Raw genomic sequence first — 21,238 nt, 5'->3', positions numbered from 1 at the left:
GGTCTAGAGGGGCGTGACGTACGCGCCCGCGATGCCTCCGTCGACCAGGAAGTCGCTGGCGTTGACGAAGGACGAGTCGTCGCTCGCGAGGAAGGCGACCGCGGCCGCGATCTCCTCGGCCTCGGCGAAGCGGCCGACCGGGATGTGGACCAGGCGGCGCGCGGCCCGCTCGGGGTCCTTGGCGAACAGCTCCTGGAGGAGCGGGGTGTTCACCGGTCCGGGGCACAGGGCGTTGACGCGGATGCCCTCGCGGGCGAACTGCACGCCCAGTTCGCGGGACATCGCGAGCACGCCGCCCTTGGAGGCGGTGTACGAGATCTGGCTGGTGGCCGCGCCCATGATCGCGACGAAGGAGGCGGTGTTGATGATGGAGCCCTTGCCCTGGCGGCGCATGTACGGCAGGGCCGCCTTGCAGCACAGGTAGACCGAGGTGAGGTTGACGTCCTGGACGCGCTTCCAGGCCTCAAGGCCGGTCTCCAGGATGGAGTCGTCGTCGGGCGGCGAGATGCCGGCGTTGTTGAAGGCGATGTCGACGGAGCCGTAGGTGTCGAAGGCGGTCTTGAACAGCGCCTCGACCTGCTCGGGGTCGGTGACGTCGACCTTCACGAAGGTTCCGCCGACCTCCTCGGCGGCTGCCTTGCCCGCGGTCTCGTCGATGTCGCCGCAGACGACGTGGGCGCCCTCGGAGGCGAGGCGGCGGGCGGTGGCGAGGCCGATGCCGCTGCCGGCTCCGGTGATGACGGCGGTGCGGCCGACGAGCCGGCGGCAGACGATCTCTTCGGTGCGGGTGCTGGTCATGTGTGCTCAGGCCTCCGTGCTGATGAAGACGTTCTTGGTTTCGGTGAAGGCGGTCAGTGCGTCGGGGCCGAGTTCGCGGCCGAGGCCGGACTGCTGGTAGCCGCCGAACGGAGTCCAGTAGCGGACGCTGGAGTGGGAGTTGACGGAGAGGTTGCCCGCCCGGACGGCGCGGGAGGCGCGCAGGGCGCGGCCGACGTCCCGGGTCCAGATCGAGCCGGACAGGCCGTACTCGGTGGCGTTGGCGAGGCGGATCGCGTCGGCCTCGTCCTCGAAGGGGAGGACGACGGCGACGGGTCCGAAGACCTCCTCGACGGCGCAGGGGGCGTCCTCGGAGAGGCCGGTGAGGACGGTCGGCGGGAACCAGAAGCCGGGGCCCTCGGGTGCCTTGCCGCGGATGCCGGGGAGGTCGTCCGGCACGTAGGCGCGGACGCGGTCGAGCTGGGCGCGGGAGATGAGCGGGCCCATCTGGGTGCGCTCGTCGGCGGGGTCGCCGACGACGATCTCCTCGATGGCGGGGGTGAGCAGCTCCATGAAGCGGTCGTACGCGCTCCGCTGGACGAGGATGCGCGTACGGGCGCAGCAGTCCTGGCCGCTGTTGTCGAGGAACGACATGGGCGTGGCCGCGGCGGCGGCTTCGAGGTCCGCGTCGGCGAAGACGATGTTGGGGCTCTTGCCGCCGAGTTCGAGGGTGACCCGCTTCACCTGGTCGGCGCACTTCGCCATGATCGACTTGCCGACCCGGGTGGAGCCGGTGAAGACGATCTTGGCGACGCCCGGGTGTTCGACGAGGGCGTTGCCCGCGACCGGGCCGGTGCCGGGGAGGACCTGGAAGAGGCCCTCGGGCAGGCCCGCCTCAAGGGCGAGTTCGGCGAGCCGGAGTGCGGTGAGCGGGGTGGTCTCGGCGGGCTTGAGGAGGACGGCGTTGCCGGCGGCGAGGGCGGGTGCGGTGGCCCAGGCGGCGATCGGCATGGGGAAGTTCCACGGCGCGATGACGCCGACGACCCCGAGCGGTTCGAGGATCGTGATGTCCAGGCCGCCGGCCACCGGGATCTGGCGTCCGTTGAGGCGCTCCACTCCCCCGGCGGAGAAGTCGAGCAGGTCGCGGACGTTGCCGGCCTCCCAGCGGGCGTTGCCGATGGTGTGGCCGGCCTCGGTGACCTCGAGGCGGGCCAGTTCCTCGACGTGGTCGTCGACGACGGCGGCGAAGCGTCGGAGCAGCCTGGCTCGGTCGGCGGGCGCGGCGGCGGCCCAGCCGCGCTGGGCGGCGGCGGCCCGCGCGACGGCGGCGTCCACGTCGGCCGGGGTGGCGGCGGGGACGGTGGCGACCGGCTCCTCGGTCGCCGGGTTCAGTACCTGGAGCAACTCGTTCCTCTCGGCGGTGTGCGTGTCAGAGGGGTTCGGTCAGTGGCGTCGATGGCGTCGACGCCGTCGGCCTCAGCCGTGTCGGCCTCAGTGGCGTTCGAAGGAGCGGCGCAGTTCCCAGTCCGTCACGGCCGCGTCGAAGGCGTCGAGTTCGACGCGGGCCATGTTGCGGTAGTGGGCGACGACCTCGTCCCCGAAGGCGGCCTTGGCGATCTCGCTGGTCTCCCAGAGTTCGGCGGCCTCGCGCAGGGTGGTGGGCACGTGCGCGTACTCGGCGGTGTAGGCGTTCCCGGTGCAGGGCTCCGGGAGTTCGAGCTGCTGCTCGATGCCGTACAGACCGGCGGCGACCAGGCCGGCGACGGCGAGGTACGGGTTGACGTCGCCACCGGGGAGGCGGTTCTCGAAGCGGGTGGAGCGGCCGTGGCCGACGACCCGGAGCGAGCAGGTGCGGTTGTCGTGGCCCCAGGCGACCGCGGTGGGCGCGAAGGAGCCGGGCTGGAACCGCTTGTAGGAGTTGATGTTGGGGGCGTAGAGCAGGGAGAAGTCACGGAGCGCGGCGAGTTGTCCGGCGAGGAAGTGCCGCATGGTCGCGGACATCCCGTGCGGGTCGTCCCCGGCCATCACGTTCGTCCCCTCGGCGTCCTGAAGGGAGAGGTGGATGTGACAGGAGTTGCCCTCGCGCTCGTTGTACTTCGCCATGAAGGTGAGCGAGTAGCCCTCCTGGGCGGCGATCTCCTTGGCGCCCGTCTTGTAGACGGCGTGCCCGTCGCAGGTGACGAGGGCCTCGTCGTACTTGAAGGCGATCTCGTGCTGTCCGGGGTTGCACTCGCCCTTGGCGGACTCGACGGTGAGTCCGGCGCCGGTCATCTCGTTGCGGATGCGGCGCAGGAGGGGTTCGATGCGTCCGGTGCCGAGGACGGAGTAGTCGATGTTGTACTGGTTGGCGGGGGTGAGGTCGCGGTAGTTCGCGTCCCAGGCCTGCTCGTAGCTGTCCTTGAAGACGATGAACTCGAGCTCGGTGCCGACGTGGGCGGTGAAGCCGTGCTCCGCGAGACGCTCCAGCTGGCGCCGGAGGATCTGGCGGGGCGCGGCGACGACGGGGGTGCCGTCGCCCCACGCGAGGTCCGCCGTCACCATGGCGGTGGCCTCGTTCCAGGGGAGTCGGCGAAGGGTGGTGAGGTCGGGGTGCATCGCGAAGTCGCCGTAGCCGCGGTCCCAGGAGGACATCTCGAAGCCGTCGACGGTGTTCATCTCGGTGTCGACGGCCAGGAGGTAGTTGCACCCCTCGGTGCCGTGGCCGAGTACCTCGTCCAGGAAGAACGGGGCGGCGAACCGCTTGCCCTGGAGCCGCCCCTGCATGTCGGGGAAGGCCAGGACGACGGTGTCGATCTCGCCGCTCGCGACGAGGGCACGGAGCTCCTCGACGGTGAGCGGGGGTTTGCGGTCTGCCACGGGATTGCTCCTCCTTCGGCCTGCCGGAAGCCATAAGGTATTGCGGAAGACCATTGCTTGGGAAGTGCTGACGAGAGGGAATCGACAACGTGTCCCGTACGAGTGAATCGGCGGACCGGCTGACGCCCGTGCTGCGGCCCGTCCGGGCGGGCAACGGCTTCGAGGAGGCCCTGGAGCAGATCCTCCAGGTGGTACGGCTCGGACTCGTGCCCGGCGGCGAGCGACTGCCCGCCGAGCGCGAGCTGGCCGACCGGATGGGGATCAGCCGGGTGACCCTGCGCGAGGTCCTCAAGGTCCTCCAGGAGCAGGGCCTCGTGGAGAGCCGGCGCGGCCGCTACGGCGGAACGTTCGTGCTCCCCCGCGTCCAGACCGCCGACGAGGACGAGCTGCGCCGCCGGATCGCCACCGTCGACATGGAGGACACCCTGCGCTTCCGCGAGGTCCTCGAGGTCGGGGCCGCCGGGCTCTGCGCGGCCCACGGCCTCGACGCGGCGGGCGCCGAGCGGCTGCGGACGGCCGTCGCGGCCACCCATGACGCCCCGCTGGCCGACTACCGCCGCCAGGACACCCTGCTCCACCTCACCCTGGCCGAGCTCTCCGGCTCGCCGACGCTCACCGCGCAGTACGCCGCCGTCCGGGCGACCGTGAACGATCTGCTGGACTGCATCCCGCTGCTCGTACGCAACCTGGAGCACTCCCAGCACCAGCACACCGCCCTGGTGGAGGCGGTCCTGGACGGGGACGCGGACGCGGCGCGCGAGGTCATGCGGGAGCACTGCTCGGGGACGGCGGCGCTGCTCCGGGGGTTCCTGACATGAGACGGGCGTCCCCGGGTACGTAACCCGAAAGTAACGCACGGGGGTTGCGCTCTCCCGTCGGCACCGCAAAGGTATGGCTCCAATCCATTGGGCCCGTTGCGGGGAGCTGACGCTGCCATGACGCTCGAAGAAACCACCGGGAGTGCCGGAGGCACCACCCCACCGCAGGACGACTATCTGGAGCGCCGAGCACTGCGCCGCGGCAGCGCCGGGTGGCTCCTGCTCACCGGGCTCGGCGTCGCCTACGTCGTCTCCGGCGACTTCTCCGGCTGGAACATCGGCCTCTCCAAGGGCGGCTTCGGCGGACTCGCCATCGCCACGGTCCTGATGGGCGCGATGTACGCCTGTCTGGTCTTCGCCCTCGCCGAACTCTCCGCCATCCTGCCCACCGCGGGCGGCGGATACGGCTTCGCCCGCCGCGCACTCGGCACCTGGGGCGGGTTCCTCACCGGCACCGCGATCCTCATCGAGTACATCCTGGCGCCCGCCGCGATCTCCATCTTCATCGGCGACTACGTCGAATCCCTCGGCCTGTTCGGCCTGGAATCCGGCTGGCCCGTCTATCTGGTCTGCTTCGCGCTCTTCATCGGGATCCACCTCTGGGGCGTGGGCGAGGCCCTGCGCTTCAGCCTGATCGTGACGGCCATCGCGGTCGCGGCGCTCGTCGTCTTCGCGCTCGGCGCCCTCACCGACTTCCACGTCGACGGCCTGAACGACATCCCGGTCGACGGCGAGGCCTTCGGGGCCAACTCCTGGCTGCCGTTCGGTCTGCTCGGGATCTGGGCGGCGTTCCCCTTCGGCATGTGGTTCTTCCTCGGCGTGGAGGGTGTGCCGCTCGCCGCCGAGGAGGCCAAGGACCCGGTGCGGTCGATGCCGAAGGCCCTCGCGATCTCCATGGGCATCCTGGTGCTGCTCGCCGTGATGACCTTCTTCGCCGCGACCGGAGCGCGCGGCGCCGCCGCCGTCCAGGAGGCGGGAAACCCGCTGGTCGTGGCGCTCCAGGGCGACGGGGAGCCGACCGCGCTCAGCCGTTTCGTGAACTACGCGGGCCTCGCCGGCCTGGTCGCCTCCTTCTTCTCCCTCATCTACGCCGGCTCGCGCCAGCTGTTCGCCCTCTCCCGGGCGGGCTATCTGCCCCGCTTCCTCTCCCTCACCAGCCGCCGCAAGTCGCCGTACCTGGGACTCCTGATCCCGGGCGCGATCGGCTTCGCGCTGGCCGCGGGGACCGGGGACGGGGCCCGGATGCTGAACATCGCCGTGTTCGGCGCCACCATCTCGTACGCCCTCATGGCGCTCTCCCACATCGTGCTGCGGCGCCGCGAGCCCGGGCTGCACCGGCCGTACCGCACACCGGGCGGCATCGTGACCTCGTCGGTGGCGTTCGTCCTGGCCCTCTCGGCCCTCGTCGCGACCTTCCTGGTGGACCGGACGGCGGCGTTCATGGCGCTCGGGGTGTACGCGATCGCCCTCGCCTACTTCGCGTTCTACAGTCGACACCATCTGGTGGCCAGGGCGCCCGAGGAGGAGTTCGCCGCGCTCGCGGCGGCCGAGGCCGAACTCGCACGCGACTGATCCACCGATGCTCCGTACCCCTGGAGGAAGTTCCGTGACCAAGCCGCTCATCGGCGTGACCACCTATCTGGACCAGGCCCGCTGGGGCGTGTGGGACATGCGGGCCGCGCTGCTCCCCGCGCCGTACCCACGGCTCGTCCAGGAGAGCGGGGGGATCGCCGTGATGCTGCCACCGGACGCGCCGGAGGCCGCCGCGGCGGTCGTGGCGCGGCTCGACGGAGTGGTGATCGCGGGCGGGGCGGACGTGGAGCCCGTCCGGTACGGGGCCGAGCCCGACTCCCGTACCGGTCCGCCGGCCCGGGAGCGGGACGCCTGGGAGCTGGCCCTGATCGACGCGGCCGTCGCCTCGGGGACGCCGCTGCTCGGCATCTGCCGGGGCATGCAGCTCCTGAACGTGGCACGGGGCGGGACGCTGATCCAGCACCTGGACGGGCACGTCGAGGCGGTCGGGGTGATCGGCCGGCACGCGGTGAAGCCGGTGCCGGGGAGCCGGTACGCCTCCCTGGTGCCCGAGCTCACCGAGGTCCCGACCTACCACCACCAGGCCGTGGACCGGCTGGGCGCGGGGCTCGCGGTCTCCGCCCTCGCGGAGGACGGCACGGTGGAGGCGGTCGAGCTGGCCGACCCGGTCTGGGCCCTGGGCGTCCAGTGGCATCCGGAGATGGGCGAGGACCTGCGGGTGATGCGCGGCCTGGTCGAGGCGGCGGGAGCACGCCGGGCCTGAAGGTCCCCCGCGGCACCCGTTCACGGTGACGGACGCGCGCCGCCGGCTCGACGGTTCGCGGTGACGGACGCGCGCCGCCGTCTCAGCACCCGGGTCAGCGCCGGGGCGCGGTGAGCGGGATCCAGGTCTCCGGCCCCGCCGAGCAGGGGCCTCCGTCGTGCACCCTCAGGCACCGCTCGGCCGGGTCGACGGCCACGGTGGCGAGGGTCGCCCACCGACTGCCGAGCCGGCCGTCGGCCGGGGCGTGGCAGCACACCTCGGCACCGTCGTCCCGATGGGCGGCGAGCAGGCGGACGAGCGCGTCCGGACCCAGCGCGCTCGCTCCTGGTACGGCGCCGCCGGGCGCGTCCGGGCCGGAGGCGTGCAGCCCGGACGCCTCCGCGCCGGATGCCTTCGGGCCGGAGCCCTCCCGGCCGGGCGCCTCGGCTTCGGACGCGTCGGTGACGAGCCCGTCGTCGTGGGTGAGCACGCGTTCCGTGAGCAGCCGGTGGCGGTCGTACGTCTCCGGCTCCCGGCGGCCGCGCAGTTCCCCGGTGGCCAGGGCCGGGGCGAGGAAGTGGTTGGTGCGCACGAGCCAGCCCCGGTCGTCCGGGGCGACCACGGCCGAGCCGGCCGGGGCGAGTTCCACGGACGCGGCCCGGTCCGGGGTCACCACGGTGATGACCGTGGAGGCCGAGACGGGTGCCCCGGTCAGGAGATCGACCGCCTCCGCGAACGATCCGGCCGTGCCGAGCACCTGACGGGCGACCAGATGAACGGGGACGCCGGTCGCGGCGTCGTCCGCGTGGCCGAGGATGTTGAAGAGCACGCCCACACCGGCCTCGTTGACGCCGATCTTCGCGAGGATGCCGTGCTCGGTGATCCCGGCGAAGCCCTGGGCGTCCCCGGTCACGGTCTGGAGGTGCCAGGCGTCGGCGAGTTCCTGGTGCCAGTCCCAGCACTGGCCGCCGGTGGTCCGGGGGCCGCCGCGGACGAGGGTGGAGCACTCGCCCGTGCGGGGCGCGCCGGCCTCGGCGAGGATCTCGGTGCGGGCGTTGAGCGCGGCGATCGTCCAGAGCGGCATTCCGGCCCCTTCGGCGACTCCCTCCATCTCGGCGACGAGCTCCGGCGCCCAGGCCCGGGTCGCCCGGACGGTGCGGAGGGCGAGGGCGGGTACGTCGAGCGTCCGGGCGTTCCCGGCGGCGACGGCCGCGAAGAGCTCCTCGTACACCCGCCACGCGCGCGCGATGCCGGCGCGGGCCTGCCGGCCGCGGTCCTCGCCGCGGCTGCGGGGGGTGTCCCCGCCGATCCGGAGGGTCGTACGGCGAGGGCCGTTCACGCCTCCGCCCGGGCGGCGAGCAGGGTGCGGTCCTTGCGCATCAGGAGGGCGTAGAGGGTGGCGGCGACGACCATGCCGACGGGCAGGGAGAGGTCGACGCCGTCGAGGGCGGCGGCGACCGGGCCCGTGTAGAGGGTGTTGACGCAGAGGGCCGCCGCGGTGACGCCGGAGACGAGCGCGAGGGCACCGGCCGGGTTGACGCCGGCCGTGTACCAGAAGGGGCTGCCGGGGGTCTCGTCCGAGAGCGCGAGGCCGTCGTAGCGACAGCGGCGCAGCAGGATGTCGGTGGCGTAGACCGCCATCAGCGGGCCGATCAGGACGGTGATGACCTGGAGGGCGTTGCTGACGGTGTCGAGGAAGTTGGAGACGAGCAGCCCGTAGAGGGTGAGGGCGACGGCGACGGCCCCGTCGAAGAGGACGCTGACGGAGCGTCGGACGCGGAGGCCGACGGCCTGGAGCGCGAGTCCGGCGCTGTACGCGGTCAGCGCGTTGATGGAGATGGTGCCGAGGACCAGGGCGAGCAGGAAGACCGGGACGAACCAGCCGGGCAGGATCTCCTGGAGCGCGGTCTGCGGGTCGGTCATGTCGACGGCGGTGGCGGCGAAGGCGCCGAGCGAGCAGACGACGACGCTGGGCAGGAAGGCGCCGAGCGCGTTCCAGCCGATGATCGCCTTCTTGGAGGCGGTGCGGGGCAGGTAGCGGGAGAAGTCGGCGCTCGTGGTGTACGAGAGCGGGCCCGAGGCGATCATCGTGGTGCCGGCGAGGAGCAGGGCCCAGAGCTGGACTCCGCCGGGCTGCTCGGCGGGGGCGTACGAGAAGTCGGCGTGCCGCAGGACGGCGAACGCGACGACGGTGAAGGCCGCGGCGAGGACCAGGGTGATCGGCAGGTACAGCTTGATGATCAGGCCGTGCCCGTAGACGCTGATGATCAGCGTGAGCGCGGCGATGACCACGATGACGGCCACCTTGACCGGGGTGGTGGCGGTGATGCCCGCCTTCTCGACGAGCGCGAAGGCGGCGGTGGCCGCGGCGGCCAGGTTGAGCGCGAAGTAGCAGACGGAGACCAGCCAGCCGCCGACCGCGTTGTTCACGCGGTTGCCGAGGACGCCGTAGACGGCCCGGGTGATCACCTCGCTGGGCGCGCCGGCGGCCGGTCCCGAGGTGGCGAGGAGGCCGGGGAGCAGCCAGAACAGGTTGCCCACGACGGTCACGGCGACGGCCTGCCAGAGGTTCAGGCCCATCAGGACGAGGGCTCCGCCGATGACGAGGCTGAGGTAGTTGACGTTCGCCGCCGCCCACACGGAGAAGAGCTCGCGGGGGTGGCCGTGGCGCTCGGACTCGGGTATGTGGTCGATGCCGTGCGCCTCGATGCGGCCGGGCCGATCGGTGTCCTGCAAGGCGACCTGTGCGCCCTGAGGGCCTGGGAGCGGGTCGGGGATCGTGGAAGCCATGCGGCCCTCCGGATGCGTGTGGTGCCCACCTGGTTGCTTATTGGTCGCACACTCAATAGCATCGCGGTTATGTCGTCAAGCGTCCAGCGCAAGAGAGTTCGGAAAACGCCCGAAGCCCGGCGGGCGGAGATCGTGGAGACCGCCGCACGCGTGGCCCTGACCGAGGGGCTCGAGTGCGTCACCCTGCGGCGGATCGCCGAGGAGCTCACCGTACGACCCGGTCTGATCAGCCACTACTTCCCCTCGGCGGAGGATCTGGTGGGCGAGGCGTTCAGCGTGGCCGCCACCGGCGAGCTCGACGCGCTGCTGCCCGCTGAGCGCCCCCACGGGACGCCCACGCAGTGGCTCGCGCACTACTTCGCCCTCTCGGCGGGCGAGGCGTACGACGACATCAGCCGGCTGTGGATCAACGCCCGGCACCTCAGCCGCTACCGGCCCGTCCTTCGCGACCGGGTCACCGAACAGGAACTCGCCTCCGACGACCGCCTGGAGCAGCTCATCCGCGAGGGCGTCGCACGCGGCGAGTTCCGCACGGACGACCCTCGTGCCACCGCCATCCAGATCCTGGTGGTGCTCGACGGCCTCGGCGCCCACGCCAACTCCGACCGGACCGACCGGCCGGACGTCGTGACCCGGATGGCCCTGACCACGGCGGAACGCGAACTCGGACTGCCGCACGGCGCGCTGACCGACGTACCGCCGCCGGCCGGGCCCGCCTGACCGGCACCGCCCGACCGACCCCCTCCCCGGGGCCGCCCGCGGGCCCAGCCGACCGACCCGGTCGACCAGGCCGCCCGCGGGTCCGCCCGCCCGGCCCCGTCACCGAGGCCACCCCCGGGCCCCACCCGACCGACCCCTTCACCGAGGCCACCCGCCGGCCCACCCGACCGACCCGGTCGACGAGGCACCCGCCGGCCTCCGCACCCGTCCCCTTCCCGGAAGCCCTGGAGCCACCCGTGCGCACCCGACTCGTCCTGCTCTCCGCCCGTCTGCTCGACCCCGGCACGGGGGCGTTCCTGCCCGATACCGCGCTCGCCGTCTCCGACGACGGCCGGATCGCCGCCCTCGGCGACGACCGCGAGATCCGCGCGCTCGCGGGACCCGCCACCACCGTCGTGGACCTCAAGGGTGCCGTCGTCACCCCCGGTCTCGTCGACGGGCACCTGCACCCGGTGTCCGGCGCCGAACTGACCCACGGCCTCGACCTGTCGTACTGCGCCGACCTCGACGACGTGCGCGAGGCCCTCGCCCGCGAGGCCCGGACCCTCGGCCGGGGCGACTGGCTCTTCGGCTGGGGCCTCGACCCGAACGTCTTCGGCGACCACCCCGTCGGCATCGCCCCCTTCGACGCGGTCCTCGACGGCATCCCGGCGTTCCTGCTGCTCTTCGACGCCCACTCGGCCCTCGCCAGCCGGCGGGCGCTCGAACTCGCCGGGGTCGACGGACCCCGCACCTTCGACCAGGCCTCCGCCGAGGTCGTCTGCGACACCGACGGACACCCGACCGGACTGCTCCAGGAGGACGCCGCCTGCGAGCTCGTCGAGCGGGTCGCCCCGCGCCCGACGCCCGAGGAGAGCCGGGAGCGGCTCGCGGCGGCCCTGCGGTCCATGGCCGCGGCCGGACTCACCGGCGGTCACGCCATGGACGCGAACGGCGAGAGCCTCGCGCTGTACGGAAAGCTCGACGAGGCCGGCGAGCTGGCGCTGCGGCTCCGGGTGGCGCCCTGGTGCCAGCCCGGCACCGACGCGGACGGCGTACGGGACCTCATCGCGCTGCAGGGCACGGGCGGCGCGCTGTGGCAGGTCGCGGGCGTGAAGCTCTTCATGGACGGGACCATCGACAACGGCACCGCGTGGCTGGAGCGGCCCGACTGCCACGGCGAGTCCACGCACGCCTTCTGGCCGGACCCCGACGCGTACACCCGCATCATCGGGGAGCTGCACCGGGCCGGGATCGCGACGGCGACGCACGCCATCGGCGACGCCGCCGTGCGGCACGTCCTCGACGCCGTCGAGAAGGCACGTGCGGGCAGCGGCAGCGGCAGCGAGGTGCGGCACCGGGTCGAGCACATCGAGACGGTGCCGGACGACACGCTGCGCCGCTTCGCGGAGCTGGGCGTACTGGCCTCCATGCAGCCCACGCACTGCTGCGACTTCACCCGGGCCGACCACACCGACAACTGGTCGCGCCGCCTCGGCGAGGAGCGCGCCTCGCGCGCGTGGCGCTGCCGGGACCTGGCGGACTCCGGGGCCACGGTGGTCCTCGGCTCCGACTGGCCGATCGCGCCGTTCCCGCCGCTCGGCGTGATGGCCGGCGCGCGGCACCGGCGTCCGAGCCGCGACCTGGGACAGGCGCCGCACGGTCACGAGCAGGCGCTGACGGCGCTGGAGGCGCTCCGGGGCATGACGACGGCGGCGGCGTACGCGGCGGGCGAGGAGCACGAGGCCGGCCGGCTCGCACCGGGCTTCCGCGGCGATCTGACGGTCTTCGGCGGCAACCCGCTCACGACCCCGGCGACGGACCTGCCGGACCTGCCGGTCCTGCTGACGGTCCTGGACGGACGGATCACGCACCGGGCGGCGGGGGTCTGATCCGCCGCACCTGAGCCGCCCCGGCCCGCCATACCCGAGCGGTCCCCCGGCCCGGCACACCTGAGCCGCCCCGGCCCGGCGGGTGTTCAGCCCGTCGGGCGGGCGCGGGTCAGGGAGAGCAGGTCGCGGGCCGGGCCGGTCGGGCGGTGACCGGTGGGCCAGACCGCGCGGAGGTCGCGGCGCAGCTCGGCCCCCGCGACGGGGATGGCCACCAGGCGCCGCGAGGCCAGTTCCTCGGCGACGGCGAGTTCGCTGAGGACGGCCGGCCCCGCCCCGCTGACCGCGGCGGCCTTCACCGCCGTCGTGGAGGCGAGTTCGAGCAGCGGCCGCGCGAGCCCGCCGTGGTCCGAGAGCGCCGCGTCCAGGACCTGCCGGGTGCCGGAGCCCCGTTCCCGCAGGACCAGCGGGGTCGCCGCCAGCTCCGCCGGGTCCAGCGGGCCGCGGCGGCGGGCCCACGGGTGCGAGGGCGCCGCGACGATCACGAGCCGGTCGTGCGCCACGACCACCCCGTCGAGGCCGTCCGGCACCGCGAGGCCCTCCACGAAACCCATGTCCGCCTCGTTCGCGAGGAGCCGCTCCGCGACGACCGCCGAGTTTCCGGCCTGGAGCGACACCGCCGTGTCCGGACGCTCGGCGCGCAGCGCGATCAGCCAGCCGGGCAGCAGGTACTCGGCGATCGTCATCGACGCGGCCACCCGCAGTCGGGAGTCCCGCCGCCCGCGCAGCGCCTGGGCGCCCGCGTCGAAGGCCTCGGCCGCCTCGACGATCCGCCGCGCCCAGTCGGTGACGAGCGCACCCGCGTCGGTGAGCCGTGAGCCGCGCGGCGAACGGTCCACCAGAGCCACGCCGAGCTGCCGCTCCATCGAGCGGATCCGGCTGCTGGCGGCCGGCTGGGTGATGCCGACCTCACGGGCGGCGGCGCCGAGGCTCCCGTGCCGGGCGACGGCGAGGAGCAGTTCGAGCGCCCCGAGATCCGGGACCCGGTGGTGGAGCTGCGCCCTGACGCCGGAGCCGTACACCTCGGTCCGACGCCCGCCCGTGTGCTGCTCCTCGTGCCGCTCCCCGCGTGGCTCCCCGCTGCTGCTCATAAAGCCAGCTTATGACGTCATAGCCGCAAGATCCCTGGTGGGGGCCGGGGAATCGGACGACGGTGGAGCCATGGCAAGCCTCGCACCTCCCCTCCCGACCGTCCGCGCCACCACCCCCGGCGCCCGGCCGGCCGCCTCCCCGGCCCGTTCGGTCCGTCACCTCGGACCCAACTGGTACGCCTCCGTGATGGGCACCGCCATCGTGGCCAACGCCGGCGCCGGGCTCCCGCTCGGCCTCCCCGGCCTGCGCACCGCCTGCGCCGCGGTCTGGGCGCTGTCCCTCGCGATGCTGCTCGTCCTGCTCGCCGCCCGCACCACGCACTGGATCCACCACCGCGACCAGGCCCGCGCCCACCTCCTCGACCCCGCCATGGCGCCGTTCTACGGCTGTCTCTCAATGGCGCTGCTCGCGGTCGGCGGCGGCGCCGTGATCGTGGGCAGGGACTGGATCGGGCTCCCCGCCGCCGTCGCGCTCGACACCGTCCTGTTCACCGCCGGCACGGTCGTCGGTCTCGCGGCCGCGGTCGGCATCCCGTACCTCATGGTCGTCCACCACAAGATCGAGAACGCGTCCCCCGTGTGGCTGCTGCCGGTCGTCGCCCCCATGGTCTCCGCCGCCCTCGGCCCCCTCCTTGTGCCCCATCTGCCCGCCGGACAGGCCCAGGAGACCCTGCTCCTCGCCTGCTGGGCGATGTTCGGCGTCAGCCTCCTCGCGACCCTGGTCATGCTGCCGCTGGTCTTCGGCCGGCTCGTGACCGGCGGCCCGCTGCCCCTCGCGCTCACCCCCACCCTCTTCCTCGTCCTCGGCCCCCTCGGCCAGTCGACCACCGCCGCGAACAAGTTCGCCGACGTCGCCCCCGGCGTGCTCCCCGCCCCGTACGCCCACGGCTTCGCCTCCTTCGCCGTCCTCTACGGCGTGCCCGTCATGGGCTTCGCCCTGCTGTGGCTGGCCCTCGCCGGGGCGATGGTGCTGCGGGCGCGCCGTCAGGGCATGGGCTTCGCGATGACGTTCTGGGCGTTCACCTTCCCCGTCGGGACCTGCGTGACCGGCGCCGAGGGGCTCGCCCAGCACACCGGTCTCGCCGCCTTCCGGTGGCTCGCGATCGGCCTGTACGCGGCCCTCGTCGCGGCCTGGCTGGTCGCCGGGTCCCACACCGTCCGCGGCCTGATCAGCGGTGCGCTGCTCGCAGGGCCCGCGCCAGCACCCGCGGCGCTTCGACGAGAGACGGCCCGTACCAGGTGAGGTGACGCCCGTCGACGAGCGCGGCGGCGGTCCCGGGGAACGCCTCGGGGCCGTCGTCGGGCGTGAAGCGGTACGGCTCGTCGGGCAGCACGACCAGGTCGGGCGCCGCGGCGCGGAGCTCGTCCAGCGGCAGCCGCGGATAGCGCTCCGGGTGCTCGGCGTACAGGTTGCGGACCCCGAGGCGGGCCAGCAGATCACCGGCGAAGGTGTCACGGCCCAGGACCATCCAGGGGCGCCGCCAGATCGGCACGACCGCCGTGCGCTCCCCCTCCGGTGCGACCGCCTCCCACGCCGCCTCGGCCTCGTCGAGCCAGCGGGGCCTGCGGGGCGCGCCGCACGCGGCGAGGACCCGCTCCAGCTCGCTCAGGCCCTGGTCGAGCGTGCGGATCTCCGTGACGAGGACGTCGAGACCGGCGGCCCGCAGCTCGGCGAGGTCGGCGGCGCGGTTCTCCTCCTCGTTGGCGAGGACGAGGTCGGGGCCGAGCGCCGTGATCGCGCGGACGTCGGGGTTCTTGGTGCCGCCGATCCGTGCGACGTCGAGGTCGGCCGGGCGGACGCACCAGTCCGTGGCCCCGACGAGCAGACCGGGAGCGGTGACGGCAACGGCCTCCGTCAGCGACGGCACCAGGGAGACGATCCTCCTGACCGTGCCCCGCCCCGCGCTCATTCCTCCTCGGCCTCGACGTGCTCGGCGACCGCGACGACGAGCAGCCGGGTGCCCGCCTCGGTGGCGCGCCAGCGGTGGCGCACCCCGCCGGAGAGATAGAGCGTGTCGCCGCGGCCCAGCCGGTACGCGCGGCCCTCCGCCTCGACCTCGGCGGCCCCGTCGGCCACGTACAGCAGCTCGTCGTTCCGGTGCTGGAACTCGCGGCCCGCGTCCTGCTCGCCGGTGAACTCCAGGGCGTGCAGCTGGTGGCGGCCGCGGACGATCGCCCGGACGCCCGGGGGCAGGGCCGGGGAGACCTCGTCGGCCCGTACGACGTCGACGGTACGGGAGGCCTCGGCGGCGGCCAGGAGGTCGGCGGCCGTGGTCCCCAGGGCGTCGGCGACCAGTTCCAGGGAGCGGTGGCTGGGACGCGCGCGGTCGTTCTCGACCTGGCTGAGGAACGGCACGGAGAGACCGCTGCGCGAGGAGACGACGGCCAGGGTGAGCTGGAGCGCTCTGCGTCGCCTCTTGACGGCCGCGCCCACGCGGGGTGCTTCCTTCTCGTCCATGTCGGCTCCCTCCCTCGTGCCTCGTGCGTACCCGTACCGGGCGGTTACCTGAACCTTACGCAGCTTTGGGGCGGGGTTTCGCGTCGTGACGAAAAGGGGTGGCCGCCGAACACGTTCGGCGACCACCCCTTTTCGGACAGGAACCGTTCAGTCGGTCGCTGTCCGTCGCCCCGGGGCTACGGCCGGGTCACGGCCGTGCCCCTGGCGGGCTGACGGCGGGCTACTGCGGCGCGAGCTTCTCCGCGAGGCCCGGGTTCTTGTCGAGCCAGGTCCGGACGGCCTGCTGCTCCTTGCCCTTGCCGGTCTCCTGGATGACGGCTTCGAGATCCGTGAGCTGCTTCTCGGTCATCTTGAAGTTCTTCAGCCAGGCGCCGACCTCGGGGTTCTCGGCGGCGAAGCCCTTACGGGCCAGGGTGTGGACGCCGTCGCCCTTGCCCCAGGAGCCCTTGGGGTCGGCGAGCTTCTTCAGGTCCTGCGCGGAGTAGGCCCAGTGCGGCGACCAGAGGGTCACGACGACCGGTTCCTTGCGCTCGTAGGCGCGCTTCAGCTCGGCGAGCATGCCGGGCGTGGAGCCGTCGACGACCTCGTACTCACCCTCGAGGCCGTACTCCTTGAGGACCTTGCCCTTCAGGATGCCCATCATTCCGGCGCTGGGCTCGATGCCCACGATCCGGCCCTTGAACTGTCCGGCCTTGCCCTTGAGGTCGGCGAGCGAGTCGACGCCCTTCACGTACGAGGGGACGGAGAGTTCGAGGGAGGTGGGGCCGTACCAGGAACCGAGGTCCTCCAGCTTGTTCTTGTACTTCTCCCAGTACTGGGCGTGGGTGACGGGCAGCCAGGAGTCGGTCTGGAAGTCGAGCTGGCCACCGGCCAGGCCGGTGTAGAGCGCGCCGGCCTCCAGCTGCTTGGTGTCGACCTCGTACCCACGGCGCTCCAGGAGCTCCTTCCACAGGTACGTGGAGGCGATGCCCTCGTCCCAGGGGATGTAGCCGATGCTGATCTTCTTGCCCTGACCGCCGCCGGCGCCCGAGGCGGTGGTGGAGCCCGTGCCGGAGCCGCCGAGGAAGCCCGTGCCGCCGGCGACGAGGGCGAGCACGACGACACCGACGAGTGCGGTGACGGGCTGCGGGCGGTGGGCCCACAGCTTCGCCCCGGGGCGCCTGGCGCTCAGCGCGGCGCGGGCCTTGGCGGCGGCGCGGCGGCCGAGCGGGGAGACCTGGCGGCCGAGGGCGCCGGTCATCCGGTCCAGGTACATGGCGAGGACGACGATGGAGACGCCGGCCTCGAAGCCGAGGTCGATGTCGACGTTGCCGATGGCGCGGTAGACGGCGCCGCCGAGCCCGCCGCCGCCGACCATGCCGGCGATGACGACCATGGACAGGCCGAGCATGATGACCTGGTTGACGCCGGCCATGATCGTCGGCAGGGCCAGCGGGAGCTGCACGCGCAGCAGCGTGTTGCGCGGGGTGGTGCCGAACGCCTCTGCGGCCTCGACGAGTTCACCGTCGACCTGCCGGATGCCCAGCTCGGTCATGCGGACGCCCGGGGGCAGCGCGAAGACGATGGTGGCGATGATGCCGGGGACGACACCCACACCGAAGAAGATGATGCCGGGGATGAGGTAGACCATCGCCGGCATGGTCTGCATGAAGTCGAGGACCGGCCGGAGCACGGCACTGACGGTCTTCGAGCGGGCCGCCCAGATGCCGAGCGGTACGGCGATCACCAGGGTCACCAGGGTGGCGACGAGCACGAGCGACAGGGTCGCCATGGCCTCGTCCCACAGCTGGACCGAGTCGACGAGCGCGAACCCGGCGAAGGCGAGCACACCGGCGGCGAGCCCGCGCAGCCACCAGGCGACGACGGCGAGGATGCCGGCGAAGAGCAGCGGCTGGGGTGCGGACAGGACGGCGTCGATGCCGTCGTAGAGGCCGGTGACGCCGGTGGTGATCGCGTCGAAGAGCCAGGAGAACTGGGCCTGGAGCCAGTCGACGGAGCTGTCGACCCACTCACCGAGGGGAAGCCTAGGCACGGGCGGTCAGCTCCTTCGTCGACTGGGTGGCGGTCGTGGCGTCGGCCTTGCTGCCGGTCGTGGCGTCGGTCTTGCCGCCGGTCTCGGTGTCGGCCTTGCCGCCGGTCCTGGCGTCGGCCCGGGTGCCGGTCTTGCCGCCGGTACGGCCGGCGGTCTCCGTGTCGGCCTTGCCGCCGGCCTTCGTGCCGGTCGGGTCGCCGGCGTCCCTCGCGCCGAGTCCGCCCATGACGGCGAGCAGGCGCTCCGTCGGTACGACCCCGAGGACGGCGCCGTCGGAGTCCCGGACGGTCACGGGGTGCGGGGCGCGGGCGGCGACGGCGCACAGGTCGGCGACGAGCGTGTCCGGGCCGACCGCCTCGCAGGCGCAGTCGGCGGGGCAGTCCGCCGGGGTGGCGCCGCCCGTCATCACGGCGGAGGCCGTGAGCACCCGGGAGCGGTCGACGTCCTGGATGAAGGAGGCGACGTAGTCGTCGGCGGGGCGGACCAGGATGTCCTCGGCGGTGCCGAGCTGCACGATCCTGCCGTCGCGCATGACGGCGATCCGGTCGCCGAGGCGCATGGCCTCGTTGAGGTCGTGGGTGATGAAGACGATGGTCTTCTTCAGCCGCTGCTGGAGCACGAGGAGCTGGTCCTGCATGTCGCGGCGGATCAGCGGGTCGAGCGCGCTGAAGGACTCGTCCATGAGGAGCAGATCGGCGTCGGTCGCGAGCGCACGGGCCAGGCCGACGCGCTGCTGCATGCCGCCGGAGAGCTCGTCGGGCCAGGACTTCTCCCAGCCGGCGAGACCGCACAGTTCGAGGGCCTCGGTGGCCCGGGTCTCGCGCTCGGCGCGCGGGACGCCCTGGACCTCCAGGCCGTAGGCGGCGTTCTCCAGAACGTTTCGGTGTGGGAACAGCGCGAAGTGCTGGAACACCATGCTGATCTTGGTGGACCGGACCGTGCGCAGATCGCGGGGGGACAGCGCGGTGAGGTCACGTCCGTCGAAGAGGACCCGGCCGGCGGTGGGCTCGAGCAGGCCGTTGAGCATGCGGAGAAGGGTCGACTTGCCGGACCCTGAGAGCCCCATCACGACGAAGATCTGGCCGGGCTCGACGGTGAAACCGGCGTCCACGACGGCTGCTGTCGTCCCCTCGGCGCGCAGCTCCTCGCGGTCGGTGTCGCCGGCGGCGAGCCTGCGGACGGCTTCGTCGGGTCGTCTGCCGAACACCTTGAACAGGTGGTCTGCCTGGAGCCTGGACACATGAACCTCACGGGTAGCGACGAAAACGGCCCCCGCCACCCCCGCGTGGTTGGGCCGTGGAGCGGGCGGGATCGGCCCGCGGGCCCGTTCGCGTACGGGGATCCTTTCGTTGAATCCCGTACCGGGTTCCGCTCCGGGCTCGCGCCTGCCCTGCTTCACAGGGTGCAAACGCAAAGGTGACGGGGGTCACGTGCAGGGGGTCGGAACCGCGGGGAGGGCGAGCGCGTCCCCGGACGCCGGAACCGCTCACCGCTCACCGCTCACCGCTTGCCCCCTCGCCGCACGCCGCACGCCGCACGCTCACGACGGCCCTCGACGGGCACTCGACGGGCGCTCGGCACAATGCGAACCTGGCGGGCGCTCGGCGCAACGTGTTCCCCGGCCCCGGGGGCCTCCCGAGCCCTAAAATCAAGCAGGTGACTCGACGCCTCATGCTCCTCGACACCGCCAGCCTCTACTTCCGCGCCTACTTCGGCGTGCCGGACTCCGTCAGGGCCCCCGACGGCTCGCCCGTGAACGCCGTGCGCGGACTGCTCGACTTCATCGGCCGGCTCGTCCAGGACCACCACCCTGACGACCTCGTGGCCTGCTGGGACAACGACTGGCGGCCGCAGTGGCGGGTCGACCTGATCCCCTCGTACAAGGCGCACCGGGTGGCCGTGGAGACGGAGACCGGCCCGGACGAGGAGGAGATCCCGGACACCCTGTCCCCGCAGGTGCCGGTGATCGAGGAGGTCCTGGCGGCGCTCGGCATCGCCCGGATCGGCGCGGCGGGCTACGAGGCGGACGACGTGATCGGGACGCTCGCGGGGCACGCGTCGGGGCCGGTGGACATCGTCACGGGCGACCGGGACCTGTTCCAGCTGGTGGACGACGCGCGGGGCGTCCGCGTGCTGTACCCGCGCAAGGGCGTGGGCGACTGCGACCTGGTGGACGCGGAGCTGATCCGCACGAAGTACGGCGTGCGCCCCGACCAGTACGCGGACTTCGCGGCGCTGCGCGGTGACGCGAGCGACGGGCTCCCCGGCGTGAAGGGCATCGGCGAGAAGACGGCCGCGCAGCTGATCACGGAGTACGGCGACCTGGCGGGCGTACGGGCGGCCGCCGAGGACCGGACGTCGAAGCTGACGCCGGCCAAGCGGCGCGGGATCGTGGAGGCGGCGGCGTACCTGGACGTCGCACCGACCGTGGTGCGCGTCGCCGGGGACGTACCGCTGCCGGAGTTCGACGCGACCCTGCCGAAGACTCCCCATGACCCGGCGGCCCTCGACGCCCTCGCGAAGCGCTGGGGCCTCGGCGGGGCCGTGGGCCGCCTGCTTCCGGTCCTGGCGCGCTGACGAAATCCGGCCACACTGGGTCGACCGCGCCTCGGGGTGCTAGCTTAGGCATACCTAAGTACCCAGTACGTCGAGTTACGTCGAGTCAGGAGAGCCACTCGTGGCGGAGCAGCCCCGCAAGGCACCGAAGGCCACCGAAGCGCGTGTGGTGCGCACGGAGCGCATCACCCCGCACATGGTGCGGGTCGTCCTGGGCGGCCCCGGTCTCGACGCCTTCGAGGTCGGCGAGTACACCGATCACTACGTGAAGCTGCTCTTCGCCCCCGAGGGCGTCGCCTATCCGGAGCCGTTCGACATGGACCGGATCCGGGAGGAGTTCCCCCGGGAGCAGTGGCCGACGACGCGCACGTACACCGTGCGGGCCTGGGACCCGGTCCACCGTGAGCTGACCATCGACTTCGTGGTCCACGGCGACGAGGGCCTCGCGGGTCCGTGGGCGGCGCGGGCCCAGGCGGGCGAGACGATGCGCTTCCTCGGCCCCGGCGGCGGCTACACGCCGGACCCGGCGGCGGACTGGCACCTGCTCGCGGGCGACGAGAGCGCGCTGCCGGCGATCGCGGTGGCCCTGGAGCGGCTGCCCGCGGGGGCGCGGGTGCACGCGTTCGTGGAGATCTCGGACGCCGCCGAGGAGCAGAAGTTCGCGACGGAGCACGACATCCAGGTCACCTGGCTGCACCGGGGTGACCGCCCGGCGGGCGAGGCGCTCGTCGAGGCCGTGCAGAGCCTGGACTTCCCGGCGGGCGACGTGCACGCCTTCGTCCACGGCGAGGCGGGCTTCGTGAAGGACCTCCGCCGCCACCTGCGGCTGGACCGCGAGGTCCCGCGCGAGCGGCTGTCGATCTCGGGCTACTGGCGCCAGGGCAAGTCGGACGAGGCATGGCGCGCGATCAAGCGCGAGTGGAACGACCAGGTGGAGCGCGAGCAGGAGAACTGAGGCACGGAGCCGGGCAGTTCGGCTCACGGCTCACGGCGCGGGGCCCGGGGGTGATCCCCCGGG

Annotated in this window: 18 protein-coding genes; 8 read left to right on the top strand and 10 right to left on the bottom strand. The window is 73.1% G+C overall.

All coding sequences use genetic code 11. From position 1 onward, the window contains the following. Positions 1-3: 3 nt before the first annotated feature. The 3 genes from ACFQ79_RS29290 to ACFQ79_RS29280 form a co-directional block, all read right to left on the bottom strand. Complete coding sequence (locus ACFQ79_RS29290; protein ID WP_266964156.1) at positions 4-798, bottom strand: 3-oxoacyl-ACP reductase; 795 nt, start codon at positions 796-798, stop codon at positions 4-6. A 6-nt stretch (positions 799-804) separates the two neighbouring features. Next, positions 805-2,160 (bottom strand): aldehyde dehydrogenase family protein, encoded by a 1,356-nt coding sequence (locus ACFQ79_RS29285; protein ID WP_383589095.1) that lies wholly within the window; start codon positions 2,158-2,160, stop codon positions 805-807. 87 nt (positions 2,161-2,247) lie between these two features. After that, the gene (locus ACFQ79_RS29280; protein ID WP_187622722.1) at positions 2,248-3,612 is read right to left on the bottom strand and encodes a glutamine synthetase family protein; all 1,365 of its coding nucleotides are present in this window, start codon (positions 3,610-3,612) and stop codon (positions 2,248-2,250) included. An 89-nt stretch (positions 3,613-3,701) separates the two neighbouring features. On the opposite strand from ACFQ79_RS29280, the gene ACFQ79_RS29275 reads away from it, so the two are divergent. The 3 genes from ACFQ79_RS29275 to ACFQ79_RS29265 all read left to right on the top strand — a co-directional run bounded on the left by ACFQ79_RS29275 (position 3,702) and on the right by ACFQ79_RS29265 (position 6,726). Further along, positions 3,702-4,430 carry a FadR/GntR family transcriptional regulator gene (locus tag ACFQ79_RS29275; protein WP_383589093.1) on the top strand — a complete coding sequence of 243 codons (729 nt, stop codon included), beginning with the start codon at positions 3,702-3,704 and terminating at the stop codon, positions 4,428-4,430. Positions 4,431-4,547: 117 nt separating this feature from the next. Beyond that, positions 4,548-6,002, top strand: coding sequence for an ethanolamine permease (gene eat, locus ACFQ79_RS29270; protein WP_383589091.1), 1,455 nt, complete (start codon positions 4,548-4,550; stop codon positions 6,000-6,002). A gap of 7 nt (positions 6,003-6,009) precedes the next feature. Continuing rightward, the gene (locus tag ACFQ79_RS29265) at positions 6,010-6,726 is read left to right on the top strand and encodes a gamma-glutamyl-gamma-aminobutyrate hydrolase family protein (RefSeq protein ID WP_383589089.1); all 717 of its coding nucleotides are present in this window, start codon (positions 6,010-6,012) and stop codon (positions 6,724-6,726) included. A 94-nt stretch (positions 6,727-6,820) separates the two neighbouring features. Here ACFQ79_RS29265 and ACFQ79_RS29260 read toward each other — a convergent pair whose 3' ends face one another. Then, positions 6,821-8,044, bottom strand: coding sequence for a C45 family autoproteolytic acyltransferase/hydolase (locus ACFQ79_RS29260; protein WP_383589087.1), 1,224 nt, complete (start codon positions 8,042-8,044; stop codon positions 6,821-6,823). Beyond that, the gene (locus tag ACFQ79_RS29255) at positions 8,041-9,495 is read right to left on the bottom strand and encodes a purine-cytosine permease family protein (protein WP_383589085.1); all 1,455 of its coding nucleotides are present in this window, start codon (positions 9,493-9,495) and stop codon (positions 8,041-8,043) included. The genes ACFQ79_RS29260 and ACFQ79_RS29255 overlap by 4 nt, the downstream gene beginning before the upstream one ends. Before the next feature lie 69 nt (positions 9,496-9,564). On the opposite strand from ACFQ79_RS29255, the gene ACFQ79_RS29250 reads away from it, so the two are divergent. Beyond that, the gene (locus tag ACFQ79_RS29250; protein WP_383589083.1) at positions 9,565-10,215 is read left to right on the top strand and encodes a TetR/AcrR family transcriptional regulator; all 651 of its coding nucleotides are present in this window, start codon (positions 9,565-9,567) and stop codon (positions 10,213-10,215) included. 236 nt (positions 10,216-10,451) lie between these two features. Continuing rightward, complete coding sequence (locus ACFQ79_RS29245; protein ID WP_383589081.1) at positions 10,452-12,086, top strand: amidohydrolase; 1,635 nt, start codon at positions 10,452-10,454, stop codon at positions 12,084-12,086. 86 nt (positions 12,087-12,172) lie between these two features. Here the strand turns inward: ACFQ79_RS29245 and ACFQ79_RS29240 are convergent, their stop codons facing one another. Continuing rightward, complete coding sequence (locus ACFQ79_RS29240) at positions 12,173-13,174, bottom strand: LysR family transcriptional regulator (protein ID WP_383589079.1); 1,002 nt, start codon at positions 13,172-13,174, stop codon at positions 12,173-12,175. Positions 13,175-13,244: 70 nt separating this feature from the next. On the opposite strand from ACFQ79_RS29240, the gene ACFQ79_RS29235 reads away from it, so the two are divergent. Continuing rightward, positions 13,245-14,417 carry a TDT family transporter gene (locus tag ACFQ79_RS29235; protein WP_383589077.1) on the top strand — a complete coding sequence of 391 codons (1,173 nt, stop codon included), beginning with the start codon at positions 13,245-13,247 and terminating at the stop codon, positions 14,415-14,417. On the opposite strand, the gene ACFQ79_RS29230 is transcribed toward ACFQ79_RS29235, so the two are convergent. From ACFQ79_RS29230 to ACFQ79_RS29215, 4 genes are all read right to left on the bottom strand, one after another. Next, positions 14,344-15,084 (bottom strand): helical backbone metal receptor, encoded by a 741-nt coding sequence (locus ACFQ79_RS29230; protein ID WP_383589075.1) that lies wholly within the window; start codon positions 15,082-15,084, stop codon positions 14,344-14,346. The genes ACFQ79_RS29235 and ACFQ79_RS29230 overlap by 74 nt on opposite strands. Next, entirely contained in the window at positions 15,081-15,632 is a 552-nt protein-coding gene (locus ACFQ79_RS29225; RefSeq protein WP_383589073.1) for a helix-turn-helix domain-containing protein, read from the bottom strand. Before ACFQ79_RS29225 ends, ACFQ79_RS29230 begins: the two co-directional genes overlap by 4 nt. A 220-nt stretch (positions 15,633-15,852) precedes the next feature. Next, positions 15,853-17,664: an ABC transporter permease/substrate binding protein gene (locus tag ACFQ79_RS29220; protein ID WP_383589071.1), complete on the bottom strand. Its 1,812-nt coding sequence runs from the start codon at positions 17,662-17,664 to the stop codon at positions 15,853-15,855. Further along, the gene (locus ACFQ79_RS29215) at positions 17,657-18,904 is read right to left on the bottom strand and encodes a glycine betaine/L-proline ABC transporter ATP-binding protein (protein ID WP_383589068.1); all 1,248 of its coding nucleotides are present in this window, start codon (positions 18,902-18,904) and stop codon (positions 17,657-17,659) included. The genes ACFQ79_RS29220 and ACFQ79_RS29215 overlap by 8 nt, the downstream gene beginning before the upstream one ends. Positions 18,905-19,335: 431 nt before the next feature. Between ACFQ79_RS29215 and ACFQ79_RS29210 the strand changes: the two genes are divergently transcribed. Together ACFQ79_RS29210 and ACFQ79_RS29205 are read left to right on the top strand one after the other, a co-directional pair. Further along, positions 19,336-20,241 (top strand): 5'-3' exonuclease H3TH domain-containing protein, encoded by a 906-nt coding sequence (locus ACFQ79_RS29210; protein ID WP_383589117.1) that lies wholly within the window; start codon positions 19,336-19,338, stop codon positions 20,239-20,241. Positions 20,242-20,341: 100 nt separating this feature from the next. Beyond that, on the top strand, positions 20,342-21,175 hold the full coding sequence (locus tag ACFQ79_RS29205; protein ID WP_383589066.1) for a siderophore-interacting protein: 834 nt from the start codon (positions 20,342-20,344) through the stop codon (positions 21,173-21,175). The last annotated feature ends 63 nt before the right edge of the window (positions 21,176-21,238 follow it).

The sequence above is a fragment of the Streptomyces sp. NPDC056480 genome (assembly GCF_042795405.1).
Classification (GTDB): Bacteria; Actinomycetota; Actinomycetes; order Streptomycetales; family Streptomycetaceae; genus Streptomyces.
Note: the sequence above shows the minus strand (reverse complement) of the source record. Positions and strands in the feature narration are given on the sequence as shown.